The organism is Anaerolineae bacterium, assembly GCA_016931895.1.
Lineage (GTDB): Bacteria > Chloroflexota > Anaerolineae > 4572-78 > J111 > JAFGNV01.
In genome coordinates this window covers 1-4,671 of record JAFGDY010000127.1, presented here as the reverse complement: position 1 = coordinate 4,671, position 4,671 = coordinate 1, and the positions used below count along the sequence as shown (strand labels likewise).

Sequence of the window (4,671 nt, the reverse complement as noted above, 5' to 3'; positions counted from 1 at the left end):
TTTTTGCTTTTTTTCGCAACTTTTGCGCTTCCCTTTTGATTTCCTATCTTATGTCATTTAAAACAATCTCTCACATTTACCGGAAATTTTGCAACACAACGCCTTGTTAGTGTTCGATGCCCATTCAGACCTGCTGATCAATCAAGTTTGGATTTCCGTCAGGACCTGTCACAACGAAACTCGCAGGACCTGTCGTATCCTCATCAGCTTCAGTCTCAATATCCAAATCTTGCGCTCTAAACCTTCGCTAAAGGTCACGCACATCTGTGAATGAATCAAGGGTATTAGCTCTGATCCCAACCAGGATTGAAGGTCAAAATATTTTTCTCGAACATCCCCTGAAATAGCCCAATGACGTAATTCCAGTTCTTCATTGTTAGCCAATTCTGTGCCGCGTCTCCATGGAAAACTTGAAAACCCAATTTCTCGTAAAAAGTCTTTGAAGCTTTGAGATAGGGGAGTAATTCGGTACGAACGACCGGTTTAATATACTTTCATTATGACCCAGGCTCAATCTGCTGTTGCCAGGCCCGAAACATGTTATCCAGCCAGCTTCACCGGCGTTATAAATCCAGGAGGCTTGATAGCAAGGACCGAGCATGTGAGTTGGTCGAGAATAGCCTCGGCGGTATTGCCAATGATGAGTCCCGAAATACCCGTGCGCGCCACCGTCCCCATAATCACAAGATCCGCCTGCAACGCTACCGCCAATTCTGGTATTGTTTTTCTGGCCGATCCCCTGAGCAGATGGAAGTGAGGGAAAAGGTTTTTGTAGGCATCCGCGCCGACCCGGTCACGCAACGTCTCGCCCAACTTGTATAACCCTTTTTGATGGAGCATTGCGTTCTTTTTCGACGTAGGCGGTGATGACTTCATCTGAGGTGCCGCTTCTGGCCAACATAACTCTTTCGGCAAATACTTCCCAAGTATGGACCAGATGCAGGGAGGCAAGGTCAGATAGCGCCAGCACGCCGGCCAGTTCAAGGATGTTCTGGTTGAGGGCTTGCTCTACCACCGTTGGTTTCAGTGGATCGAAATCGACAGCGGCCAAAATGCAGTCATAGTTGGGTTTTTCCGCCGGTCTCATCAGCCATATCGGACACGGACATTTGCGCAGCAAGTGCATATCGTCGCTGCCGAACAGTCTTTTCAAAAAATCGGGGTTTTCTACAACCTTAATCACAAGATCATAGGCGTTGCGCAGCACGGCGCGAATTACCTCGAGGAAAGTTGTGCCTACCTGTACATCGAGTTGGATTTTTAGGCGATTCTGGTAAGGCTCGATCAAGGACTCCAGGGCTTGCCTGTGATAGGTTATTGTATCTGCCCGGAAGTCATCCGCAATGGGAGGAATCACGTCAATGATTGTCAGATTTGCCTGGTTGTTCTTAGCCAGAGAGACTGCGCGCGCCACAGCCGAAGCCTGGTCTACTGTATTTTCGGTCACATAAAGAATGTTTTTGAAGGGATTCATGTCATCACTCCGTTATAATGGTTCCCGATTCTTTAATGCTTCTACGGCTTCCGCCTTCCCGATGACAATCAGGCAATCCCCGACCAATAACTGCTGTGCCGGATTGATTGAAGTAATCTGCTTCTGATCGCGCTGGATGCCAATCAGCGTAACGCCATATTTTTGGCGAAAACTAATATCTGCCAGGGTTTTGCCTGCAAGTTCCGAACCATTGACAACTTTGACTTTTGCAATTTCAAAACGATCTCCATCATCTATAGCTTTTCTCGAATCAAGTTGATTGAGTATCCTTTCGGTATTCTTTAATCCGCCCGGAGAGCCTATGATGAGCAGGCGGTCCCCTGGAAATATCTTGAAATCCGGTTCCGGGTCATAATAAGTCTGACCGCCCCGGCTGACCGCCAGAATCGATACTCCGGCTGTGGACCTTAACGGAATATCTCTAATGGACTGCCCGGCCACCGCAGCATCCGATTTGACCCTCATTTCCATAAATGAAATAGGCCAATCGATGGTTTCCGGCAAAAAATCCATAGCATAGGTCAGCGCATCGGCCGCCTGTTCTGCTGCGTCGGCAAATGGCCGAACAACCAGGTGGGCGCCTGCGCTTTTAAACTCAGCGGTTTCTGCCTCGTTTGTGGCGGCCAAAGCCACCTTGCAATGATACCCCTCTTTTTTAACATTGCTGATAAGGGCCAGATTCAGCTCTTTTGAGCGGACGGCGCTGACCACCCAACGAGCCTTATTTAGCGGCAAGTGTTCAAAAATCTCCGGGTCGGCCATGTCCCCATACAAAACGGATAAGCCCTGTTCGCGCCATCTTTCAACAACGTTGGGATCGAAATCAACGCCCAATATGGTTTTATTGCGCCGTAAGAGGTATTCTACCAGCCCGCTGCCATAGTTGCCCAAACCTACCAAAATGACATCTATTGGCGTTGGTTCCGCTAGGGTATCTATGGCCGCTTCCCGATAGGGGTTACGCCTTTCAAATACCTTCAAAGGGTGGGATAGAAAATTGTAAAGCGAGTCGCTATATAGAATCATGTAAGTGGAGATAAAAATAGTGACAACCCCCACCAGGGTAACCAGACCCACGGTTTCATTAGAGATATGGCCCAGACTCAAGCCCAAAGCCACCACAATGAGGGAAAACTCACTGATTTGGGCCACCGTAAGCCCGGCTAGAAACGCCGTCCGGCGTCGATACCCCATATAGCCCATAATGGCTAAAACAATCAGCGGATTGCCAATGAGTACGAATAGGGAAAAAATAAACGATGCACCCACTTGCGACCCCACGGTGGACCAATCCAAACGCGCCCCCAGGTCAATAAAGAAAAACAGGAGTAGGAAGTCCCTGAGACTTGTCAGACGCGCCCCAATAGAATCGCGGTATTCGGTGGATGCCAGCGATATTCCGGCCAGAAACGCGCCCACCTCTTTGCTGAACCCGAGCAATTCGCTGCCCGCGCCCAGGAAAACCGCCCAGGCAACGGCAAAAAGAGTCAACAATTCCAAAGAGTGGGCCAGGCGTCTGGTTAGATAGGGGATAACGTATTTCATCAACAGGGCCACAACCGCCAGCAGCCCCAACCCTTTAGCGCCAATAACCAGGGCCGAGACAAATGCCGACTCGCCTTCAGCAACTGATGAGCCGAACGTGGTCAAGCCGACTAAAGCCAGAATTGCAGCAATATCCTGCACAATCAGAAAGCCAATGGTTATTTGGCCATGGAGAGAGTCGATCTCTTTTTTATCTGACAAAAGCTTTACAATGATAATTGTGCTTGAAAACGTAAGCGCAACCGATACGTAGGCAGCGGTAAGAAGCGACATTCCCAGGGCTATGGCAATTGCGAAGCCAATGATCGACGTAAAAATGATCTGCCCCAGACCGGTAGCCAGAGCGACCGGGCCGGTCGTGCGGATCAGATGCAAATCGAGTTTGAGGCCGACAATAAACAACAAAAGCGCAATGCCAATCTCTGCCAGTAATTCGATCTGTTCATGGCTCTGGATAATTCCCAAAACTGAAGGGCCGGCCACAATGCCGGCAGCCAAAAACATGATGATCAAAGGTTGGCGCAATTTTTGCCCAACGATTCCAAGTAGAATTGCCAGGCCTAAAATAGCGGCAATTTCCACAAATGTGTTTCCAGGCGTCATTCGATAACAGTCTCCGTTATTTGGTGTGGGACGGCGTCATACTACCCTAACTCCAAAGGACCTCCCGGCTCATTATCAAACCACTTGATTTCCACTTCCAGACTATGCTGGACACCTTTGGCCCCTTTATCTTCATCTTCTACCTGCACTTCAAGAATCAGACTGTGAGGAAGATGCAGGGTAATCTCCTCTTGGCCCTGACGTAACACAACTTGCTCTTTCGCAATCTTATCGGCCAATTGGTGTAAAAATGCGCTTACATCTGAGCGGCTTTTCCGTTCCTCACTTTTGAATAATCTTGTTTCTTTGCCCATCATTGACCCCCTTTCATCATATTTGTTCTCTGTACATACACGGACTTAAGGCAACCCAACGTTTAAGAGATTGTTTTAAATGACATAAGATAGGAAATCAAAAGGGAAGCGCAAAAGTTGCGAAAAAAAGCAAAAAATGGTTTCCTGCCTCAATAAACCCCAAATTGAGGAGGAAAAGCGATGATACGTCGTCCCAGGCGGTATCCGAGCGATATGAGTAACAAGGAATGGAAGATAATCAAAACTGTGTTGCCCCCGCCAGCAGAGAACCAACAAAACAGTCTACGGCAAATCGTAGATGCTATTTTTTATGTAAACAAAACAGGCGGTCAATGGCGTGCTTTGCCCCACGAGTATCCCCCCTGGCCGAGTGTCTACTATCACTTTGCCAAGTGGTCTAAAGATGGCCTGCTGGAAGCTCTCAATACCACCTTGTGCAAAGCAGACCGCACCAAACGGGGGCGTCAAGAGACCCCCACCGGAGCCTTGATTGATAGTCAAAGCGTAAAAACAGCGAAAGAAGCGCAAGATGTGGGCATAGATGGGGGTAAAAAGGTCAAAGGACACAAGCGACATAGTTTGACCGATACGGTGGGCAATATGCTCAATGTAGTGGTCACTGCTGCCAATGTGTCGGACATTGCCGGTGGGCAATTGCTTATTGAGAAGATAATGGAAGATTTTCCCACGATTGAGAAGATTTGGGCGGATGGC

Annotated in this window: 5 protein-coding genes; 1 reads left to right on the top strand and 4 read right to left on the bottom strand. The window is 48.5% G+C overall.

Annotated features, from left to right (window positions below; translation table 11 throughout):
• Positions 1 to 540: 540 nt before the first annotated feature.
• Genes JW953_09635 through JW953_09620 form a run of 4 tightly spaced genes read right to left on the bottom strand, consistent with a single transcriptional unit; the run spans position 541 to position 3,957 of the window.
• Entirely contained in the window at positions 541 to 876 is a 336-nt protein-coding gene (locus JW953_09635) for a universal stress protein (GenBank protein ID MBN1992956.1), read from the bottom strand.
• On the bottom strand, positions 794 to 1,474 hold the full coding sequence (locus JW953_09630; GenBank protein MBN1992955.1) for a universal stress protein: 681 nt from the start codon (positions 1,472 to 1,474) through the stop codon (positions 794 to 796). The genes JW953_09635 and JW953_09630 overlap by 83 nt, the downstream gene beginning before the upstream one ends.
• Before the next feature lie 12 nt (positions 1,475 to 1,486).
• On the bottom strand, positions 1,487 to 3,643 hold the full coding sequence (locus JW953_09625; protein MBN1992954.1) for a cation:proton antiporter: 2,157 nt from the start codon (positions 3,641 to 3,643) through the stop codon (positions 1,487 to 1,489).
• Between the two features lie 41 nt (positions 3,644 to 3,684).
• Entirely contained in the window at positions 3,685 to 3,957 is a 273-nt protein-coding gene (locus JW953_09620; protein ID MBN1992953.1) for an amphi-Trp domain-containing protein, read from the bottom strand.
• Between the two features lie 213 nt (positions 3,958 to 4,170).
• Here JW953_09620 and JW953_09615 point away from each other — a divergent pair.
• On the top strand, positions 4,171 to 4,671 hold a 501-nt coding region (locus JW953_09615; protein MBN1992952.1), incomplete at its 3' end, for an IS5 family transposase.